Source organism: Paenibacillus xylanexedens (assembly GCF_007676705.1).
GTDB lineage: Bacteria > Bacillota > Bacilli > Paenibacillales > Paenibacillaceae > Paenibacillus > Paenibacillus xylanexedens_C.
On record NZ_VEBF01000222.1, the window covers coordinates 1 to 291 of the forward strand.

At 41.6% G+C, this 291-nt stretch carries 1 protein-coding gene; it reads right to left on the reverse strand.

Translation table 11 applies throughout. The features are described from left to right. Positions 1-200 (reverse strand): hypothetical protein (locus FS628_RS30475; RefSeq protein ID WP_145326675.1); only part of this gene is annotated, 200 nt, incomplete at its 3' end. Positions 201-291: the final 91 nt, after the last annotated feature.

Below are 291 nucleotides of genomic sequence, written 5' to 3' on the forward strand. Positions count from 1 at the left end.
CCCATTAAATCCACTAAACTTTCCCTTATATCTAATCTACTCCCAACATCACACCACCACAAATCAACACCCTCTTCCCCATCACCCCCACCCAAAATAAATCCAATTTTTCCTACTCTCTCCTCATTAATCCATTTCACAATATTCCCTTCTTCAACACCTAAACTATCCAACAACTTCCCCACATTCTCCACTCTCACTCCTTCATCATCTCCCTACAATCCAACAACCCTCTTTTCCTCCAAACCTTCTTCTACCAATTCCTTATAAAACTACTCCACTCCACCCTCA